The sequence below is a fragment of the Pseudomonas sp. 25 R 14 genome, from assembly GCF_900004755.1.
GTDB lineage: Bacteria > Pseudomonadota > Gammaproteobacteria > Pseudomonadales > Pseudomonadaceae > Aquipseudomonas > Aquipseudomonas brenneri.
Map to the genome: position 1 here is coordinate 1 of NZ_CVTS01000062.1, position 18,204 is coordinate 18,204.

Sequence of the window (18,204 nt, forward strand, 5' to 3'; positions counted from 1 at the left end):
TTTTTGATGTTTGGTTGCGGGAGCCGGATTTGAACCGACGACCTTCGGGTTATGAGCCCGACGAGCTACCAGACTGCTCCATCCCGCGTCTGTGTGTCGGCATTCTACAGAGGAATGGCGGTGTGTCAACCGTTGATTCAAAGAAAAGCGCTTGTGCTTCAATTGGTTAGCTCTCCAAGGGCGCTGGAAAAGGAGCTTCGGCCCAGTCTGGCTGTGGCCTTCAGCTCTATTGGGGGAGGCTCTTCGATTGAGAAAACAAATTCAATGAGGTTTTTTCCTGCCACTTTGTCAGATGATTCAAAGTACTGGTGCTATATACAGGTGTGAGTGCGATACTGGCGATCCGTCTACTTTATGTCCCGATTACGCCTCTCTATATGACGCAGCGCAAAATCATCCATGTCGACTGTGATTGCTTCTACGCGGCCATTGAAATGCGGGATAACCCGAGCCTGGCGCAAAAGCCCCTGGCGGTCGGGGGCTCGGCGGATCGGCGTGGGGTGATCGCCACCTGCAACTACGAGGCCCGGGCCTACGGGGTGCGGTCGGCGATGTCTTCACGCCATGCATTGAAGTTGTGTCCCGACCTGACCATCGTCAAGCCGCGCATGGATGCCTATAAAGAAGCCTCGAAGGAAATCCAGACGATTTTTCGTGACTACACCGATCTGATCGAGCCGCTGTCGCTGGATGAGGCTTACCTGGATGTGTCCGATTGTGCGCATTTCGGCGGCAGCGCCACGCGCATTGCCCAGGATATCCGCCGGCGGGTCTCTAATCAGTTGCACATCACGGTGTCTGCCGGGGTGGCCCCCAACAAGTTCCTGGCCAAGATCGCCAGTGACTGGAAAAAGCCCAATGGGCTGTTTGTGATCACCCCTGACCAGGTGGAAGACTTCGTATCGCAGTTGCCGGTGAGCAAGTTGCATGGTGTCGGCAAGGTTACCGCCGACAAGCTGGCGCGCCTGGGGATTGAAGATTGCCTGCAATTGCGCGAGTGGAACAAGCTGGCGCTGGTGCGCGAATTCGGCAGTTTTGGTGAGCGGTTATGGAGTTTGGCGCGTGGGATTGATGATCGTGCGGTACACAACGACAGCCGCCGGCAATCGATCAGTGTGGAAAATACCTACGATGTCGATCTACCGGACTTGCCCAGTTGCCTGGAAAAACTCCCAGAACTGATGGAGACCCTGGCAGGGCGGATGCAGCGTATCGACAGCAGTTATCGCCCGGGTAAACCGTTTGTCAAAGTGAAGTTCCATGACTTTACCCAAACGACGCTGGAGCAGGCGGGAGCGGGGCGGGACCTGGAGAGTTATCGACAGTTGCTGACCCAGGCGTTCAATCGCGGTGGTAAACCGGTGCGGTTGCTGGGGATTGGTGTGCGGCTGCTGGACTTGAGCCTGGGCAATGAACAGTTGGAGCTGTCCCTGTAGGAACCGGCAAGCCGGCTTCTACAGAGGGTCAGCGGATGCCGGGATCCGCCACCAGCCGGCCGCCATCCTTGGTCAGTGCCTTGAGAAATTCCTGCTGCAATTCGGGATCATTGCGTGTCAGTTCAATCAGGCTCTGTTCCAATTCGCTGGCTTCTTCTTCCAGTCCCAGTTCCGACAAGCGCTTGACCCGATGCACCCATTGGCTGACTTCGTCATCCTCCAGGTCGTCGTAGATCAAGCCGTGGGCTTCCAGCAGTTTGCCGCGCAGGGTGCTGCTGATGGCCAGGGACGAGTCCGAATGCACATCGTCCTGGGCATCTTCAATGCTGATCCGCAAGGTGCGGACCTGGCTCAGGTCCTGTTCGGCAAACGGGCTGTCCAACAGGTTCAGGCGCAGGACACCGTTGCGGTCGGTGGTCATCTCGTGGGTCTGCTTGCCGGCCTTTACTTGCACCGGTCGCTCGCTCCACGGCAGGCTGGTGTATTCCAGGCGTCGGTCGCGCTGGACTTCATCGATACCTGCCAGGTTCTGTTGCGCCCGGCCATGGGACTGCACGTTCATGAACGGGTTGAGCCCGGCCACGCCGTAGCTGATCCAGTCATGGGTCATGCTGTCTGGCAGGTTGCCCAGGGCAAAGATGTTCGCCACGTTGGCCCCGGCGCCCGCCACGACTGCCACGGCACCCAGCGGGATCTCATAGAGTTCGCGCCAGGGCTGGTAGGGCGTATAGCGATCATAGTGGCGCGTGACTTCAAACTCAGTGACTTCGAAAGTCCGCTGTTCATGAATGCGCACGCGGCGTTGCGGCAGTTCGAGCACTTTGGGGTCGCCGACATCAATCTGCAGGCTGTGGTCGAGCAATTTGCGCTCGATCCGTTCCTCGTGTTCGCTACGCTGCGACATCTGATTGGCGCAGCCGCTGACCAGCAGGGCGCCGCACAAGGCGGCGCCCCCCAGGGCTTTGGTGTTTCGCTTGAACATGACTTCTCTTGATCTGGTTTTCAGCGACGAATACGCGCCTGAAGGAAGGGCAGTACGTCAGCCACCGGCAACGGTTGGGCTTCGGCTTCGGTCCGGCTCTTGTATTCCAGATTGCCATCGGCCAGGCCGCGGTCACTGACCACGATCCGGTGAGGGATGCCAATCAGTTCCATGTCGGCAAACTTGATGCCCGGGCTGGTTTTTTTGTCGCGATCATCCAGCAGCACTTCGAAACCGGCGGCCGTCAGTTCGGCATACAGTTTGTCGGTGGCTTCGCGAACCTGCTCGGTTTCGTAGCGCAGCGGTACCAGGGCGATCTGGAACGGCGCCAGGGTGTCGCTCCAGATAATGCCTTTGTCGTCATGGTTCTGCTCGATGGCAGCCGCCACCACGCGGGAAACGCCAATGCCGTAGCAGCCCATTTCCAGGGTCACCGGCTTGCCGTTTTCGCCCAGCACTTCGCACTTCATCGCCTTGCTGTACTTGTTGCCCAGCTGGAAGATGTGCCCCACTTCGATACCGCGCTTGATTTCCAGGGTGCCCTTGCCATCCGGGCTTGGATCACCGGCAACCACGTTGCGCAGGTCGGCCACGGTCGGTACCGGCAGGTCACGTTCCCAGTTGACGCCGAAGTAGTGCTTGTCGTCGATATTGGCACCGATGCCGAAGTCGCTCATCAGCGCGACGGAACGGTCGATGATGATCGGCAGTGGCAGGTTCAGCGGGCCCAGGGAGCCGGCGCCGGCGCCAATGGCGTCACGCAGCTCGGCGTCCGAGGCCATGACCAGCGGGCTGGCGACGCCAGGTTGCTGGGCAGCCTTGATCTCGTTGAGCTCGTGGTCGCCACGGATAACCAGGGCGATCAGCTTGCCTTCTTCTTCGGCATGCACGATCAGGGTTTTGATGGTCTTTTCAATCGGCAGATTGAATTTCTCGACCAGGGCCGCGATGGTCTTGGTGTCTGGGGTGTCGACCAGGCGCAGCTCTTCAGCCGGTGCAGGACGGGAAGTTTCCCGTGGCACGGCTTCGGCTTTCTCGATGTTGGCCGCGTAGTCGGAACCGTTGCTGAAGATGATGTCATCTTCGCCAGACTCTGCCAGTACGTGGAACTCATGGGAGCCCGCGCCGCCGATGGAACCGTTGTCCGCTTCGACCGGGCGGAATTTCAGGCCCAGGCGGGTGAACACGTTGCAATAGGCCTGGTGCATGCGGTCATAGGTGACTTGCAGCGAAGGCTGGTCGGCATGAAACGAATAGGCGTCCTTCATGATGAACTCGCGGCCACGCATCAAGCCGAAGCGTGGGCGGATTTCGTCACGAAACTTGGTCTGGATCTGATAGAGGTTGAGGGGCAGCTGTTTGTAGCTGCTCAACTCGTTGCGCATCAGGTCGGTGATCACTTCTTCATGGGTCGGGCCAGCGCAGAAGTCGCGGCCATGACGATCCTTGAAGCGCAGCAACTCGGGGCCGTACTCTTCCCAGCGCCCGGATTCCTGCCACAGTTCAGCCGGCTGAGTGCTCGGCATCAATACTTCCAGAGAGCCGGCGGCGTTCATTTCTTCGCGAACGATCGCTTCGACCTTGCGCATCACCTTCAAGCCCATGGGCAGCCAGGTGTACAGGCCAGAGGCCAGTTTGCGGATCATGCCGGCGCGCAGCATCAGCTGGTGGCTGATCACGACCGCATCGGAAGGCGTTTCTTTCTGTGTGGCGAGCAAATATTGACTGGTACGCATGGTAGGCCGTTGTCGGTTGCTTGGACTTGAAGTGACCTGGGATTGTACGGGCGGTCGCCGCCAGAGTACAGGCATCAGGTGGTGAAGGGATTTCTGTGGGGCACTGGCTCCCACACAAGCCTACCCCAGCAGGTGTCAGTCTTCTTCGGGGGGATTCAAACGGATCCGCCGGCTTTCCTGGTACCAATGCAAGGCAATCAGCAGCAGCGTCGGCACGCCGAGCAGTGCGGTGATCAGGAAGAAGTTGTGATAGCCGAACTTTTCCACCATGACCCCCGAGTAGCCGCCGATCAGCCGCGGTAACAGCAGCATGATCGAGCTGAGCAGCGCGTATTGGGTGGCGGAGAACTTCAGGTTGGTCAGGCTCGACAGGTAGGCGACAAAGGCCGAAGTCGCCAGGCCCGAGCTGAAGTTGTCCAGGGATATGGTGAAGATCAGCATCTGCAGGTCGGCGCCCATGCCGGCGAGCATCAGGAACAGCAGGTTGGTGCCGGCCGAGGTGATGCCGCCGATAAACAGGATCGGCAGGATGCCGAACCGCACGATCAACAGGCCGCCCATGCCGGCACCGACCAGGGTCATGATCAGGCCGAAGATCTTGCTGACGCTGGCGATCTGGTCCTTGGTGAACCCCTGGTCGATATAGAACACGTTGGCCATCACGCCCATCACCGTGTCCGACATGCGGTAGGTAGCGATCAGCCCCAGCAGCAGCAGAGCCTGCCAGCGGTAGCGCAGGATAAAGTCGTTGACCGGCGTCAGCACCGGCGCCAGGCCCCGGCGACCCATGGCCGAGAGGCACAGGGCGGTGAGGATGATATAGAGGATCGCGCGCAGGAATGCGCGGTCTTCCAGCAGCAGGTCGAGCAGGCTCACGCCTTCGAACAGCACGCTGGCAAAGTCGGTGTTGTACAACTGGGTGAACATCGCCGGTACCGACACCAACAAGATGATCAGCACAAATACCGACATCAGTTGGTGGGCAAACGTATAGCGCCCGGCCTGCAACTGGGTGCGCAGCGGCACATCGGGCTCACGCATGAAAAAGCTGGTGAGCAGGGCTGGGATCATCAGCACCCCGAACAGCACATACGTGCCAGTCCACGCCGAGTGCTTATAGTTGAAGCCGGTGGAACCAAAACCTTCGGCAAAGAACAGCGCACCCGCCGTGGCCAGCAGGGCGGCGATGCGATAGCCGGACATGTAGCTGGCGGCCAGGGCAGCCTGGCGGCTGTCATCGGCGATTTCCAGGCGATAGGCGTCCACCGCGATGTCTTGGGTGGCGGAGGCAAATGCGACGATAACGGCAATGGCGATCAGCCAGGACAGGTGTTTCTGCGGGTCGCAGAAGCCCATGCCGATCAAGCCGAGAATCACCAGGGATTGGGACAGCACCAGCCAGGAACGACGACGCCCCAGCTTGCCCAATAGCGGTAGGCGCCATTGGTCCAGCAGTGGCGACCAGACCCACTTGAACGCATACGCCAGGCCGATCAGGCTCGCATAGCCAATGGTCTCGCGTGCCACACCGGCTTCACGCAACCAGACCGAGAGCGTCGAAAACACCAACATGTAAGGCAGACCGGCGGCAAAGCCGAGCAGTAGCAGCACTAACGTCGAGGGGCTGGCATAGGCAGCGAGCGCGGCGCGCCAGGTTTTACGGGGCATGGGCTGGAGTCTGCCTCAGATTTACGGAAACAAAGCGCGCACTCTAACCGCTGTGCTCTACCGGACGCCAGCCATGGCGCTGAATATCAACGCGATTGTTCAGGATACTGACACCTTCGCTGCGCAAACGCGCACGTTGCTCGTCGCCCGAAGCGCTACCCACTGGCAGACTTATCCGACCGCCGGCGGCGACCACCCGGTGCCAGGGCAACTTCGAACCGTCGGGAAGCTGGCTCAGCGTGCGGCCGACGAAGCGTGCGGCACGCCCCAACCCGGCCAGGTGCGCCAGCTCGCCGTAACTCACCACACACCCTTCGGGCACTTGGGCCAAGGTCAGGTACAGCGCGGTACGGCGCATTTCGGCCGGGTTTTGTGGAGTGTCGGCGGGCTCGTTCACTGTTCAGGCGGCTCGGTTGAAATTAGTCGTGGATATGTAAGAAACGTCTGTAAAAATGGCGATGAGAATTGAACTCAATAGAAAACCTTGAGTCAGTCCTTGCTAAGACTTGCGCTACGCCGATAATGCCCCTTTTTTCGCCAAACTTGAGCCCCGTAATCGCTTATGTTGTCCAGAACCTTGCTATGCCTCGCTGTTTTTACTGCATCTACCCCTGTGCTGGCCGATACGGTCTGGTTGAAAAACGGTGATCGCCTGACGGGCAAGATCAAGGTTTTCGACGGCGGCAAGCTGCTGATCCAGACCGAATACGCGGGCGCGATCCCGGTGGACTGGAAGCAGGTGAAAACCCTGGAAAGCGACCAAGAGCTGCTGGTCAAGCAAGATGCCTACAGTGGCGAAAAAGCCAAATCCCTGCAGGCGGCCGAAGATGGCAAGGTGGTCCTGGCCAATGGGGAAGCCCCCAAGACCGTGGAGTTGGCCAGCATCCAGCAGATCATCAAGCCCAAGCCTGTGATCGAGGATCTGGTGTGGAAAGGCAATGTCGATGTGGCGCTGGACTACAAGCGTGCGGAAAAAGACACCGACGACTATGACATCGACTTCAAGACCTCCGCCCGTCATGGCAAATGGCGTCATATTGCCGAAGGCGAATACAACCGCGAATTCCAGAACGATGTGGTCACCACCGATAACTGGAGCGCCGAGTACGCGCTGGATCGCTTTATCACCGATCAGTGGTTCTGGCAGGGGCGCCTGACCTACAAGCACGACAAGGTCGAAGACCTGCGCCGCCAGCGCACCATCGGTACCGGCCCGGGTTATCAGTTCTGGGACGATGAGTTGGGCGCTTTCTCCCTGGGTTCGCTGCTCAACCGCACCGATTATGAATACCAGGACGGCGGCAAGGACAACTTCTATTCCCTGGCGATGAAGTGGGATTACAACCGCTACCTGGTCGGCAAGACCGTGGAGTTCTTCACCAACGGCGAAGTGGGCAAACCCCTGGCTGGCCCGGCTGACTACGCCCTCGATGCGGAAATGGGCCTGCGATATAAGGTCACTGAATGGGCCTCGCTCAACCTCAAGGCCGAGCGCGACATCATCAGCGGCAGTGCGGACAGCAACCTGAGCAAGACCCGCTACACCGCAGGTTTTGGCGTGACCTGGTAACGCAGTTACGGCGTGAAATGCAGACCAAAATGTGGGAGCGGGCTTGCTCGCGAATGCGGTATGCCAGTATCAAATGTACTGACTGATACACCGCATTCGCGAGCAAGCCCGCTCCCACATTAGAGTGTGCGGTGTCAGTTACAACCGCAAGCCGCCATCCAATTCCAGGATGCGCCCGGTGTAATAGTCGTTCTCGAAGATATACGCCGCTGAATGGGCGATCTCTTCCGGCCGGCCCATGCGCTTGAGTGGGATCCCCGCCGTCATCTTCTCCAACGCCTCGGGTTTCATGCCCAAGGTCATCTCGGTTTCGATAAAGCCTGGCGCAATTCCCGCCACACGGATGCCATAACGCGCCAGTTCCCTGGCCCAGGTCACTGTGGCTGCGGCCACACCGGCCTTGGCCGCCGAATAGTTGGTCTGGCCCACATTGCCCGCCCGGGAAATCGACGAGATGTTGATAATGGCGCCCTGGTTCTTCAATTCCACCATCTTCGCCGCCACTTCGCGGGTGCACAGGAACACGCCGGTCAGGTTGACGTCGATCACCGCCTGCCACTGGGCGAGGCTCATCTTGGTCATCTCGCCATCCTTGACCTTGAGCAGCAAACCGTCGCGCAGGATCCCTGCGTTGTTGATCAAACCGTGGATCGCACCAAAATCATCGGCGATCTGTGCCACGGTATGAGTGACCTGTTCTTCATCTGCCACGTTGCATAGATAGCTGCGTGCCATGACCCCATGGGACTGGCATGCAGCCACTGCGGCATCGAGTTTTTCCTGATTGAGGTCCACCAGCGCCAGGTGGGCACCTTTGCTTGCAAAATACTCGGCCATGGAGCGGCCCAAACCCTGGCAACCGCCGGTGATAATGATTACTTTGTCGTTGAGATGCATTCGCATGTCCTGTGAGCAGATTTAAGCGGTTGTCCAAGTCCGTTTTGTGACGGATCTTATCGAAGGAGTCATAAGTTGAGCGTCCACGTTGCCAAGAATGCCCGAGAACTACTGCTCAAGGAATACCGTGGGGCGCTCGCCACGCACTCCAAGGCCATGCCCGGTTTTCCCTTTGGTTCGGTAGTGCCTTACTGCCTGGACGCAGAGGGCCGGCCGCTGATCCTGATCAGCCGTATCGCCCAGCACACCCATAACCTGCAAAAAGATCCCAAGTGCTCGTTGCTGGTGGGTGAGCGCGAGGCTGATGACGTGCAGGCCGTGGGGCGCCTGACTTACCTGGCCGAGGCTGAAAAGCTCGACGACGAGGCGGCCATTGCCGCAGCCGCCGAGCGTTACTACCGGTATTTCCCGGATTCGGCGAACTACCACAAGGCCCATGACTTTGATTTCTGGGTGCTCAAGCCGGTGCGTCATCGCTACATCGGCGGTTTTGGCGCGATCCACTGGGTCGATCAACTGACCCTGGCCAACCCGTTCGCCGGCAAGGCCGAACTGAGCATGATCGAGCACATGAACAGCGATCACACCAAGGCCATTGCCCACTATGTCGAATTGGCCGGCCTGCCGACATTCGAGGCGGCGCAACTGGCCGGTATCGACAGCGAAGGCATGCACCTGCGTATTGGCCAGGGCCTTCACTGGCTGCCTTTTGCAGCGACTTGCAACACGCCGACACAAGTGCGCGAGGCCTTGGTTTTCCTGGCTCACGCCGAGGCTTGGCCGAAAAAAGCCACGACCGAAGCTTGAATTCACGAAAGGGCGACGTCATCTAAGGTCTGGTAGCAAGACATTCTTGCGTTGAGGAACCATTTGATGCGCCCTTTTTTATTGCTCTTTCTGCTGTTCCCGGTGTTGGAGCTGTTCGTATTCGTCAAGGTCAGTGGTGCTATCGGGTTTTTCCCGGCGCTGCTGCTGATCATTCTCGGCTCGATGCTCGGCGTGTTCGTGCTGCGTATCGCCGGTCTGGCCACTGCACTGCGTGCCCGTGAAAGCTTGAATCGTGGCGAACTGCCAGCCCAGACCATGCTTGAAGGCCTGATGATGGCCTTGGCCGGCGGCCTGCTGATCGTGCCTGGTTTTGTCAGTGACGTGCTGGGCCTGATCCTGCTGTTGCCATTCACCCGTCGACTGCTGGCAGGCAAGATGCGCCAGCGAGCCGAAGAAGCGGCAATCCGCCAGCGCGCCTTTGCCGATGACCTGCAACCCCGAGGCGGCCCGGCACCTCGCCAGCCGCTGGGGCGTGAAGGTGATGTGATCGAAGGCGAGTTCGAGCACCGCGACTCCAAGTGACGCTTACCCTGGCGCGGCATCTTCGGGTGCCGTGGCGTTTTCAAGGGCTCGCCAGACACAAAAAATTTCACCTGTGGCCCTTGTAATAAGCATATACGCCCTTATGTAACGGTCACCGCAAGGTTTCTGGTGGCGACACCAGACAGACTTCCGCGTTTCGCTTGGCGAACCGCGACCGGCCCCGCCGGAATACAACCAGCCGGTACTGATACCGGCCGATGAAACTTACAATTAGGAGAGATCGACAATGAGCAAGCTTCGTCCTCTGCACGACCGCGTCGTTATCCGTCGCAGCGAAGAAGAAAAGAAAACCGCTGGCGGTATCGTTCTGCCAGGTTCGGCTGCTGAAAAAGCCAACCACGGTGTGATCGTCGCTGCAGGCCCAGGCAAGACTCTGGAAAACGGTGAAGTGCGTGCGCTGGCCGTCAAAGTCGGTGACAAGGTTGTATTCGGTCCTTACTCCGGCAGCAACACTGTGAAAGTTGACGGCGAAGACCTGCTGGTCATGGCTGAGAACGAGATTCTCGCTGTACTGGAAGGCTGATTTCCCGCTCATTTTCCCGTTACTACAAAGTATTTAAGGAATATCGATCATGGCTGCTAAAGAAGTTAAATTCGGCGATTCCGCCCGTAAGAAAATGCTCACCGGTGTCAACATCCTGGCTGACGCAGTAAAAGCGACCCTGGGCCCGAAAGGCCGTAACGTGATCATCGAGAAGAGCTTCGGCGCTCCGACCATCACCAAGGACGGCGTTTCTGTAGCAAAAGAAATCGAACTCGAAGACCGTTTCGAAAACATGGGCGCGCAGCTGGTCAAAGACGTTGCCTCCCGTGCCAACGATGACGCAGGCGACGGTACTACCACCGCCACCGTACTGGCTCAGTCGATCGTCAACGAAGGCCTGAAAGCCGTCGCTGCCGGCATGAACCCAATGGACCTCAAGCGCGGCATCGACAAGGCGACCATCGCCGTTGTTGCTGAGCTGAAAAACCTGTCCAAGCCATGTGCTGACACCAAGGCCATCGCTCAGGTCGGTACCATCTCTGCCAACTCCGACAGCTCCATCGGCGACATCATTGCCGAAGCCATGGAAAAAGTCGGTAAAGAAGGCGTGATCACCGTTGAAGAAGGCACTGGCCTGGAAAACGAACTGTCGGTTGTAGAAGGCATGCAGTTCGACCGTGGCTACCTGTCCCCGTACTTCGTCAACAAGCCAGAAACCATGGTTGCCGAGCTGGAAAGCCCGCTGATCCTGCTGGTCGACAAAAAGATCTCGAACATCCGTGAAATGCTGCCAGTGCTGGAAGCCGTTGCCAAAGCCGGTCGCCCACTGCTGATCGTTTCCGAAGACGTCGAAGGCGAAGCCCTGGCGACTCTGGTTGTGAACAACATGCGCGGTATCGTTAAAGTCGCAGCCGTCAAGGCTCCGGGCTTCGGCGACCGTCGCAAGGCCATGCTGCAGGACATCGCCGTATTGACCGGCGGTACCGTTATCTCCGAAGAGATCGGCCTGAGCCTGGAAAGTGCCACCCTGGAAAACCTGGGTAGCGCCAAGCGCGTGACCATCTCCAAGGAAAACACCATCATCGTTGACGGTGCTGGCGTTGAAGGCGACATCCAGTCGCGTATCAACCAGATCCGCGCCCAGGTTGCCGAAACTTCCTCGGACTACGACCGTGAAAAACTGCAAGAGCGCCTGGCCAAGCTGTCTGGCGGCGTAGCAGTAATCAAGGTTGGCGCTGGTTCCGAAGTTGAAATGAAAGAGAAGAAAGCCCGCGTTGAAGACGCCCTGCACGCAACCCGCGCAGCCGTCGAAGAAGGCGTGGTACCTGGCGGTGGCGTTGCGCTGATCCGTGCGCTGGAAGCCTTGGTTAACCTCAAAGGCGACAATGCTGACCAGAACGTCGGTATTGCTGTACTGCGTCGCGCCGTTGAATCCCCACTGCGCCAGATCGCTTCCAACAGCGGCGACGAGCCAAGTGTTGTGGTCAACGAAGTGAAGAACGGTAAAGGTAACTACGGTTACAACGCTGCAACCAGCGAATACGGCGACATGGTTGAAATGGGTATCCTGGACCCAACCAAGGTGACCCGTTCGGCGTTGCAGGCAGCCGCTTCGATTGCTGGTCTGCTGCTGACCACCGAAGTTGCGATTGCTGACAAGCCGAAGGCTGAAGGCGCTGGCGGCGGTATGCCAGACATGGGCGGCATGGGTGGCATGGGCGGCATGATGTAAGCCAGCCTTACCCCTGTACTGAAAAAGCCCCGCCAGCGTCATGCTGGCGGGGCTTTTTTATGTGCCTTGTGTAGGAGCGAGCTTGCTCGCGAAGAACGTCAACGATAATGCGTTCACCATGAACAAACGCATCGCCCTCAGGTTCTTCGCGAGCAAGCTCGCTCCTACAGGGCTGCCGCGTTCTTGTGTAACTTCCAGTTCAGCAAGTGTTGCTTGAAGTCATAACTGGCCGCCTGGTAGTAAGTGATCGCGCGCTGAATCAACGGATCATCACTGTTGCTCCTGGATTCCTGGCTTTCACCCAGGGCCTGGTCATGGCGGCGCAGGCCTTGGCGAGGGCTGAGGATTGCCAGGTTGGTACCGTCAAACAAGCCCAGGTGCTGATAGTTGCCGACCACCACGCGAGGTGGCAGAGGGTTGTCCTGCAGCAGATTGCGCCCGAAAAACGTCGATTCATAGCTCAGGTTCAACAGGCCCAGGAGTGTCGGGGCGAGGTCGATCTGGCTGGCCAGTTGTGCACTTTCACGGGCCTCAATCAACTTCGGCGCATAGATGAACAACGGAATCTGGTAGTTGCTGATGGGCAGGTCTTCCTTGCCTGCGCTGCCGGCGGTGTGGTCGGCGACGAATATAAAGATCGTGTTATCGAACCACGGTTTCTGGCGTGCAGCCTCCAGGAACTGGCCGATGGCATGGTCGGTGTACTTCACTGCGCCATCGCGACCGTTGCCGGACTTGATATCGATCCGACCGTCAGGATAGGTATAAGGCCGATGGTTGGAAGTTGTCATCAGTTGCAGCAGGAACGGCTGCCGCTTGGCGTAGTCGGCGTCGGCCAGCTTCAGGGTTTGCCTGTAGAGATCTTCATCGGCCATGCCCCAGGCATTTTTGAAGCTGATGTCTGCTTCCGCGACGCTGCTCTGGTCCACCACTCGGTAACCATTGCCACTGAAAAACGCATTCATATTGTCGAAATAGCCACGGCCACCGTAGACAAACACGCTGTCATAGCCGATGGCGCTCAGCTGTTGGCCCAGGCTGGCAAAGCCGCTCTCCCGGCCAATGCGCTTGACGATAGAGCGGCCCGGTGTGGGTGGAATAGCCAGGGTGATGGCCTCCAGGCCCCGGTCGGTTCGGGTGCCGGTGGCGTAGAAGTTATTGAAGTACAGGCTCTGTTTGCGCAAGGCATCGAGGTTGGGCGTCAAGTTGCGCTCATCGCCATTGCTGCCCATGTATTTGGCGCTGAAGCTTTCGATGGTCACTAGCACGATATTGGGTTTGCGCAGGGTGCCGGGGTTGTCGATGGCGCGGCGGATATCCAGTGGGTCGCTGCCGATAAAGCGCGCATTCGGTTCGCTGAGTTCGGCGCGTAGCTGGCGGGCCACGACATCGGCCGGCAGGCTTTTGTAGAACTGGCTGTAGTCCAGTTCATTGTTGCGGAACGCCGCGAAGAATTGGTATGGGCCGTTGCTGGCCAGTTCGTTGTTATAGGCGTTGCCGCCTTGGGTTCGTGGACTGTCCTGGCTAATCAATTGCAGGCTCAGGCCGGCAACCACCAGCAATCCCAGGGCATTGAGCAGGCGTCCACGCATGGCCGGCAGAGGCGAGTCGAGTGCTGCGTTGAACAGTTTGCGCAAGGCCAGGCTCAAGACAATCGCCAGGATTGCCAACAGGCCCAGCAGTTTGCCGATCGGGTAGGACTCCAGCAGGTTGTTCAACACTTCATCGGAATACACCAGGTAATCCACGGCAATAAAGTTGAAGCGCACACCGAACTCATCCCAGAACAACCATTCGGCCACGGATGTGAACAGCATGGCGAACAGGCTGACGGTCAGTACACCTTGCAGGAACCAGCGATGGCCGCGTCGCCGCCATAAAGCCGGTGGGCATAGCAGCAGGTACAGGCCCAGGGGCAGTGCGGCATAGGCCAGGAAACCCAGGTCGTAAAGCAGGCCCACGCCGAACACCGGCAGCAGGTTGCCGCTGACCTCATCCAGGTGGGTGATGAGCAGTAGGCTGCGGGTCAGCAGAAAAATGACCAGCCAGGTGCTGGTCAGCAGTAGCAAAAAGCGCATTGGCGCAGTCTTGGGCAGGCCCATGTCTGTATTCCTGAGAGCGATGGGCGGCGATATTCGCCCCGGCACTGTGGTCAGCTTGTGAACCTATAGTGAAAAACTCGTTAAGCAGGTTAATCGGTTGAAAACAGTAATCGGTTGCCCGTTCAGGTCTAGCGATAAGCCATACTTGGCCGTAAGCTGCGCGAGCCAACACGGCCGTTACCGCGTACGGAGACACTGCCCATGCGAATTTTATTGGTTGAAGACAACCGCGATATTCTGGCCAACCTGGCGGATTACCTGGGGCTCAAGGGTTATACCGTGGACTGTGCGCAGGACGGTTTGTCGGGCCTGCACCTGGCCGCCACCGAGCATTACGACCTGATCGTGCTCGATATCATGCTGCCCGGCATTGATGGCTACACCCTGTGCAAACGCCTGCGTGAAGATGCGCGCCGCGATACGCCGGTGATCATGCTCACTGCCCGCGATCAATTGGATGACCGCCTGCAAGGCTTCAAGTCGGGTGCCGACGACTACCTGCTCAAGCCATTTGCCCTGTCGGAACTGGCCGCACGCATCGAAGCCGTGCTGCGCCGCGCCCAGGGTGGTGGTCGGCGAGAGCTGCAAGTTGGCGATCTGTCCTACGACCTCGATACCCTGGAAGTGACCCGTGAAGGGCGCCTGCTCAAGCTCAACCCGGTCGGCCTGAAGTTGCTCGCGGTGTTGATGCAGAAAAGCCCTCACGTCCTGCGCCGCGAAGTGCTGGAAGAGGCCCTGTGGGGCGATGATTGCCCGGACAGCGACAGCTTGCGCAGCCACGTCCACCAACTGCGCCAGGTGATCGACAAGCCATTCGCCAAGCCGCTGCTGCAAACCGTGCATGGCGTGGGTTATCGCTTGGCCGAGGGCCGTGATGGAGTTTAAGCAAAGCCTTGCCCAGCGGATCATCATCGCCTTTGCGCTGATGAGCGCGCTGGTGGCGGGGGCCTTCGCCATGGGCATCGTCGCCACGGTACACCTGGTGGAAGAAAAATTGATTTCGGCGGGCCTGGGCGGCGACCTGCAACGCCTGCTGTTGATGGACAGTGTCGAAGACTGGCGTCACCGCCCCGAGCCGGACCAATTGTTCTACTTCAGCGGCGGACCTGGCGATTTTGAATTGCCCAAGGACTTGCGGCATCTGGACGCGGGCTTTCATGAGGTGTTTCGCGAAGAGCTTTCCTACCATGCCATGGTCGAGATCGTCGACGGTCGCCGCTATGTCCTGCTGCAAGACCAGAGCGATTTCGAAGAGCGCGAGCGCGTGCTGTTTGCGGTGGTGCTGGTGGGGTTTGTTCTCAGTCTGGCGCTGGCGGTATTCCTGGGCTGGGTCCTGGCCCGCAAGGTGATGGCCCCCGTGGTGCGCCTGGCGCGCCAGGTACGGCATCGTGACCAGTTGTTGGGCTTGGCCCCGCCGTTGGCCCCGGATTATGCGGCTGACGAAGTCGGCGAACTGGCGGTGGCCTTCGACGCGACTCTGGGCCGCCTGCGCCAGGCCCTGACCCGTGAGCGTTTGTTCACCAGCGACGTCAGCCATGAGTTGCGTACGCCCTTGATGGTGTTGGCCAGCTCCTGCGAACTGCTGTTGGAAAACCCGGCTATTGATTCACGGGGGCGCAAACAGGTCGAGCGGATCGCCCGGGCCTGCGAGGAAATGCGCGAGCTGGTGCAGACCTTCCTGATGCTGGCCCGTGCCCAGCATGACGACACCACGATGTCGCCCCAGATCAGCCTGTCCGAGGTTGCGGAGGGCTTGCTGGGGATCTGGCGCGACCCGATCGAGCGCAAGGGCATCGAGTTGTTCTACCAGCCGGGTAACCCACTCGATACCCGCTACAACGCCACCTTCTTGCATGCAGTCATGGGCAACCTGCTGCGCAATGCCCTGCATTACACCGAACATGGGTTTATCCGCCTGACCCTGGAGCCGACGGGCTTTGTGGTGGAGGACAGCGGTGTGGGAATTCCCGAAGACAAGCGTGAGGCGATGTTCGAGCCGTTTGTGCGCGGTAACGAAAAGCGCGGTGACGGCCTGGGCCTGGGGTTGTCCCTGGTCCAGCGCATCTGCGAGAGCCAGGGCTGGGTGGTCAGTCTCAGCACCATGGAACCCAGTGGCTGTCGCTTCCATGTTGAATTGAGCCTCGGCAAACCCTGATGCCTTTCCTGCCCCTGTTCTTGGGGCAGACTCTCTCCTGTTCGGCGAAGATGGCTTCATGCCATGCTTTTTCCCTGTAAAACTTTGTAATTCTTTACGGTTGGACGGGACGTTTTTTTCACAAAGGGTTGACCTTCGGATGACGTGCGACTGCTTAAGGTTGTAGGCATCAGTCCAGGAGACCCGTTGATGGCTACCCCGATCAAGCTTGAATTTTCCGAAAAGTACGACAACCAGCACGCTCAGGAATACTTGCTTAAACATCAGGACACCCTGGCACGCCGGCTATCCCACAAACGTGACGAGCAACTGGCCCGTGGTGCGCTGGCGATGGCCGGCGAGCCGGGCCTGGTATTGGATTTGCCGTGCGGTGCCGGGCGTTTCTGGCCGCTGCTGGCTGAAAAACCCAACCGGATCATTATCGGTGCGGACAATTCCGAGTCCATGTTGAACATCGCCATGGGCGCGCAACCGGCTGAAGTGGTCAAGCAGGTACGGCCCTTGCAGACATCAGCCTTTGATATCGATTTGCCAGATAACGCAGTGGACAGCATTTTTTGCATGCGCCTGTTGCACCACATCGGCGAGCCTGCGCACCGAATGGCGATATTGAAGGAGTTTCAACGAGTTACCCGCGATAGCGTGATCATTTCGTTGTGGGTGGATGGCAATTTCAAGGCCTGGAAGCGCAAGCGCCTGGAAGTGCAGCGCCGCAACAAAAGTGAGCAGGAGAGTTACCGAAATCGATTTGTGTTACCGGCTGCTACTGTTGAAGCTGAGTTTGAGCAAGCAGGTTTCCGCGTCCAGGAATATCTGGACTTCATACCGCTGTACGCCATGTGGCGAGTGTATGTATTGCGCAAGAGGTAGCAGGATGGCCGTTGAGTACGTAGCAGGCAGTCACGTAGCACCTGAAGAACGGTTTGATTATTTTTGGCGGCAGCAGGGCGAGTGGGTCGAGGAACCCAATCGACGTCGGGGTGGCGAAAGCGGTGTACAGCGGGTGATCGGTACCAATGGGCGTTTGCTCTACAGCAAACGCCAGACGGGCCATACCTACCGCAGTTGGTTGCATCCCTTTGGGCGGCCGACGGTGCTACGTGAGCGTGATGCGCTCAGGGGCCTGCGCTTGCTGAATGTAGGCGTCCCGGAACTGGTGTTCTGTGGGGCCCGCCGTGATCCCGAATATCAATGGACTGCCTTGCTGGTGACGGCGTCCCTGGATGGCTTCGACGAAATCGACAACTGGTACGCCGCAGGTGGCCGCGAACAATACGGTGAACGGGTACACGAGCGCCTACTCCAGGAGCTGGCGCAAACCCTGGCACGCATGCATAAGGGCCGCTGGCAGCATGGCTGCCTGTACAGCAAGCATATCTTTGTGCGGGTCTGCGGGGAGGGCGAGGAGGCCACGGTCGAAGTGGCGCTGCTGGATCTAGAGAAATGCCGCCAACGCCTGACCGCCCGGCGCGCCGCTGCCCATGACATGCAGCAATTACGTCGCCATTCGTCGTGGAATGCCGCCGACTGGCAAAAACTCAGCTACTTTTACGAAACGGCGTTTGGCAGCGCTATCAAGGGTTTAACCTAATGAAGCTAGAAATAGCACGAGGTTTGTTTCTGTTGGGGGCCTTGGGCATCGCTTCCCTGGCTCTGGCTACCTGGGAGCAGCCTCGTACAGAAGTCCTCAGCGCGGAGCACAGTGGCGGGCAATGCCCGTTGCCGCGGATCGCCAAGGCCGCGGGGGTGACTCAGCCTGATCATCAGCTGTTGCTGTTTATGTTTGGGTTGTCCCAAGGGATGAGGCCTGCGAGTTGAAGAGATTGATGTCCTTATAAAAGGCCTCGCAGTGCGGGGCCTTTTGTTTTTTTGCGTGTCTTGCGAGCAACAGCAGCGCCAGAGCGCTGAGCTATATCCCTTGTAGGCGTAGGCTTGCCGGCGATGGCGCCAGTAAGAACACCTCGGGGTGTCAGGTATCCAACGTCATCGTTAACGACCATCGCGAGCAAGCCCGCTCCCACAGGGGTACGCGCACGATTCGACGATCAGGTCGGCTGTCAGGCCGCCTCGC

Annotated in this window: 17 protein-coding genes and 1 tRNA gene; 11 read left to right on the plus strand and 7 right to left on the minus strand. The window is 58.8% G+C overall.

Annotated features, from left to right (window positions below; genetic code table 11):
• Nucleotides 1-11: 11 nt before the first annotated feature.
• Nucleotides 12-88, minus strand: a tRNA-Met gene (locus BFQ03_RS21360).
• Between the two features lie 289 nt (nucleotides 89-377).
• Here BFQ03_RS21360 and dinB point away from each other — a divergent pair.
• On the plus strand, nucleotides 378-1,436 hold the full coding sequence (gene dinB / locus BFQ03_RS21365) for a DNA polymerase IV (RefSeq protein WP_032862411.1): 1,059 nt from the start codon (nucleotides 378-380) through the stop codon (nucleotides 1,434-1,436).
• Between the two features lie 28 nt (nucleotides 1,437-1,464).
• Here the strand turns inward: dinB and BFQ03_RS21370 are convergent, their stop codons facing one another.
• The 4 genes from BFQ03_RS21370 to BFQ03_RS21385 all read right to left on the minus strand — a co-directional run bounded on the left by BFQ03_RS21370 (nucleotide 1,465) and on the right by BFQ03_RS21385 (nucleotide 6,219).
• The gene (locus BFQ03_RS21370; protein ID WP_032862412.1) at nucleotides 1,465-2,418 is read right to left on the minus strand and encodes a hypothetical protein; all 954 of its coding nucleotides are present in this window, start codon (nucleotides 2,416-2,418) and stop codon (nucleotides 1,465-1,467) included.
• A gap of 20 nt (nucleotides 2,419-2,438) precedes the next feature.
• The gene (locus BFQ03_RS21375; RefSeq protein ID WP_032862413.1) at nucleotides 2,439-4,154 is read right to left on the minus strand and encodes a proline--tRNA ligase; all 1,716 of its coding nucleotides are present in this window, start codon (nucleotides 4,152-4,154) and stop codon (nucleotides 2,439-2,441) included.
• Between the two features lie 135 nt (nucleotides 4,155-4,289).
• A complete protein-coding gene (locus BFQ03_RS21380; protein ID WP_032862414.1) occupies nucleotides 4,290-5,822 on the minus strand; it encodes an AmpG family muropeptide MFS transporter in 1,533 nt (510 codons plus the stop codon).
• 43 nt (nucleotides 5,823-5,865) lie between these two features.
• A complete protein-coding gene (locus tag BFQ03_RS21385) occupies nucleotides 5,866-6,219 on the minus strand; it encodes an MGMT family protein (protein WP_032862415.1) in 354 nt (117 codons plus the stop codon).
• A 165-nt stretch (nucleotides 6,220-6,384) separates the two neighbouring features.
• Between BFQ03_RS21385 and BFQ03_RS21390 the strand changes: the two genes are divergently transcribed.
• Nucleotides 6,385-7,392: a DUF481 domain-containing protein gene (locus tag BFQ03_RS21390; protein WP_065943983.1), complete on the plus strand. Its 1,008-nt coding sequence runs from the start codon at nucleotides 6,385-6,387 to the stop codon at nucleotides 7,390-7,392.
• A 138-nt stretch (nucleotides 7,393-7,530) separates the two neighbouring features.
• On the opposite strand, the gene BFQ03_RS21395 is transcribed toward BFQ03_RS21390, so the two are convergent.
• Nucleotides 7,531-8,289, minus strand: coding sequence for an SDR family oxidoreductase (locus BFQ03_RS21395; protein WP_065943984.1), 759 nt, complete (start codon nucleotides 8,287-8,289; stop codon nucleotides 7,531-7,533).
• 75 nt (nucleotides 8,290-8,364) lie between these two features.
• Between BFQ03_RS21395 and BFQ03_RS21400 the strand changes: the two genes are divergently transcribed.
• The 4 genes from BFQ03_RS21400 (at nucleotide 8,365) to groL (ending at nucleotide 11,876) form a co-directional block, all read left to right on the plus strand.
• Nucleotides 8,365-9,096, plus strand: a complete 732-nt coding sequence (locus BFQ03_RS21400) for a HugZ family pyridoxamine 5'-phosphate oxidase (protein ID WP_032862418.1) — start codon at nucleotides 8,365-8,367, stop codon at nucleotides 9,094-9,096.
• A 66-nt stretch (nucleotides 9,097-9,162) separates the two neighbouring features.
• Complete coding sequence (locus BFQ03_RS21405) at nucleotides 9,163-9,639, plus strand: FxsA family protein (protein WP_032862421.1); 477 nt, start codon at nucleotides 9,163-9,165, stop codon at nucleotides 9,637-9,639.
• Nucleotides 9,640-9,886: 247 nt separating this feature from the next.
• Nucleotides 9,887-10,183: a co-chaperone GroES gene (locus BFQ03_RS21410; protein ID WP_017846112.1), complete on the plus strand. Its 297-nt coding sequence runs from the start codon at nucleotides 9,887-9,889 to the stop codon at nucleotides 10,181-10,183.
• Nucleotides 10,184-10,232: 49 nt separating this feature from the next.
• On the plus strand, nucleotides 10,233-11,876 hold the full coding sequence (groL, locus tag BFQ03_RS21415; protein ID WP_032862422.1) for a chaperonin GroEL: 1,644 nt from the start codon (nucleotides 10,233-10,235) through the stop codon (nucleotides 11,874-11,876).
• A 164-nt stretch (nucleotides 11,877-12,040) separates the two neighbouring features.
• Here the strand turns inward: groL and BFQ03_RS21420 are convergent, their stop codons facing one another.
• The gene (locus tag BFQ03_RS21420) at nucleotides 12,041-13,978 is read right to left on the minus strand and encodes an LTA synthase family protein (RefSeq protein WP_032862423.1); all 1,938 of its coding nucleotides are present in this window, start codon (nucleotides 13,976-13,978) and stop codon (nucleotides 12,041-12,043) included.
• 201 nt (nucleotides 13,979-14,179) lie between these two features.
• Here BFQ03_RS21420 and colR point away from each other — a divergent pair, with 201 nt between their 5' ends.
• The 5 genes from colR to BFQ03_RS30805 all read left to right on the plus strand — a co-directional run bounded on the left by colR (nucleotide 14,180) and on the right by BFQ03_RS30805 (nucleotide 17,951).
• On the plus strand, nucleotides 14,180-14,863 hold the full coding sequence (gene colR, locus BFQ03_RS21425; RefSeq protein ID WP_029295378.1) for a two-component system response regulator ColR: 684 nt from the start codon (nucleotides 14,180-14,182) through the stop codon (nucleotides 14,861-14,863).
• Nucleotides 14,853-16,133: a sensor histidine kinase gene (locus tag BFQ03_RS21430; protein ID WP_032862424.1), complete on the plus strand. Its 1,281-nt coding sequence runs from the start codon at nucleotides 14,853-14,855 to the stop codon at nucleotides 16,131-16,133. The genes colR and BFQ03_RS21430 overlap by 11 nt, the downstream gene beginning before the upstream one ends.
• A 189-nt stretch (nucleotides 16,134-16,322) precedes the next feature.
• Nucleotides 16,323-17,003, plus strand: coding sequence for a class I SAM-dependent methyltransferase (locus BFQ03_RS21435; protein ID WP_032862425.1), 681 nt, complete (start codon nucleotides 16,323-16,325; stop codon nucleotides 17,001-17,003).
• 4 nt (nucleotides 17,004-17,007) lie between these two features.
• Nucleotides 17,008-17,724 (plus strand): lipopolysaccharide kinase InaA family protein, encoded by a 717-nt coding sequence (locus BFQ03_RS21440; RefSeq protein ID WP_032862426.1) that lies wholly within the window; start codon nucleotides 17,008-17,010, stop codon nucleotides 17,722-17,724.
• A complete protein-coding gene (locus tag BFQ03_RS30805; RefSeq protein WP_032862428.1) occupies nucleotides 17,724-17,951 on the plus strand; it encodes a hypothetical protein in 228 nt (75 codons plus the stop codon). Before BFQ03_RS21440 ends, BFQ03_RS30805 begins: the two co-directional genes overlap by 1 nt.
• The last annotated feature ends 253 nt before the right edge of the window (nucleotides 17,952-18,204 follow it).

Coding starts and splice junctions, on each gene's coding strand:
- BFQ03_RS21380 (WP_032862414.1), bottom strand. CDS start 5,822: ATGCCCCGTAAAACCTGGCGCGCCGCGCTCGCTGCCTATGCCAGCCCC.
- BFQ03_RS21395 (WP_065943984.1), bottom strand. CDS start 8,289: ATGCATCTCAACGACAAAGTAATCATTATCACCGGCGGTTGCCAGGGT.
- dinB (WP_032862411.1), top strand. CDS start 378: ATGACGCAGCGCAAAATCATCCATGTCGACTGTGATTGCTTCTACGCG.
- BFQ03_RS21410 (WP_017846112.1), top strand. CDS start 9,887: ATGAGCAAGCTTCGTCCTCTGCACGACCGCGTCGTTATCCGTCGCAGC.
- BFQ03_RS21440 (WP_032862426.1), top strand. CDS start 17,008: ATGGCCGTTGAGTACGTAGCAGGCAGTCACGTAGCACCTGAAGAACGG.
- BFQ03_RS21405 (WP_032862421.1), top strand. CDS start 9,163: ATGCGCCCTTTTTTATTGCTCTTTCTGCTGTTCCCGGTGTTGGAGCTG.
- BFQ03_RS21430 (WP_032862424.1), top strand. CDS start 14,853: ATGGAGTTTAAGCAAAGCCTTGCCCAGCGGATCATCATCGCCTTTGCG.
- BFQ03_RS30805 (WP_032862428.1), top strand. CDS start 17,724: ATGAAGCTAGAAATAGCACGAGGTTTGTTTCTGTTGGGGGCCTTGGGC.
- BFQ03_RS21390 (WP_065943983.1), top strand. CDS start 6,385: ATGTTGTCCAGAACCTTGCTATGCCTCGCTGTTTTTACTGCATCTACC.
- BFQ03_RS21435 (WP_032862425.1), top strand. CDS start 16,323: ATGGCTACCCCGATCAAGCTTGAATTTTCCGAAAAGTACGACAACCAG.
- colR (WP_029295378.1), top strand. CDS start 14,180: ATGCGAATTTTATTGGTTGAAGACAACCGCGATATTCTGGCCAACCTG.
- BFQ03_RS21420 (WP_032862423.1), bottom strand. CDS start 13,978: ATGGGCCTGCCCAAGACTGCGCCAATGCGCTTTTTGCTACTGCTGACC.
- BFQ03_RS21375 (WP_032862413.1), bottom strand. CDS start 4,154: ATGCGTACCAGTCAATATTTGCTCGCCACACAGAAAGAAACGCCTTCC.
- groL (WP_032862422.1), top strand. CDS start 10,233: ATGGCTGCTAAAGAAGTTAAATTCGGCGATTCCGCCCGTAAGAAAATG.
- BFQ03_RS21370 (WP_032862412.1), bottom strand. CDS start 2,418: ATGTTCAAGCGAAACACCAAAGCCCTGGGGGGCGCCGCCTTGTGCGGC.